Source organism: Streptomyces milbemycinicus, assembly GCF_002154605.1.
Taxonomy (GTDB): domain Bacteria; phylum Actinomycetota; class Actinomycetes; order Streptomycetales; family Streptomycetaceae; genus Streptomyces; species Streptomyces milbemycinicus.
The window spans coordinates 26,368-26,705 of the sequence record NZ_MUNE01000619.1; the positions used below are offsets into that span (position 1 = coordinate 26,368).

The following is a 338-nucleotide window of genomic DNA, read 5'->3' on the forward strand; positions in this document are numbered from 1 at the left end:
GGCCCAGGGCGATCTCGTACTGCTTCTTGAAGAACCCGTAGTCGCCGCTCAGCTGGTCCCCGCCGGTCTGCGCGGCGGCGATCGCCTGCACCACCGAGCGCCAGGTCTGGTGGTAGGTGCCGTAGACCTTGGACGAGCCCGAACCGGTGGTGAGCCTCTTGGCCAGCTCGGCGTAGTCGGACCAGGTGAGCTTGGACAGATCCGCGCCGCTCTTCTTGAGGAGGTCCTTGTTGTAGAAGAGCACCCAGAAGTCCTGCCGGTACGGCAGGGCGTAGTAGTCGCCCTTGAGGTCGAAGGCGTCGAGGCCGGAGTACTTGGCCTTGTCGAGCTTGTTGACG

1 protein-coding gene is annotated in these 338 nt (G+C 64.5%); it reads right to left on the bottom strand.

What is annotated here, in order from left to right:
* Window positions 1-338: extracellular solute-binding protein (locus CCN51_RS58400; protein ID WP_245881776.1), on the bottom strand; the 338-nt coding region annotated here is incomplete at both ends.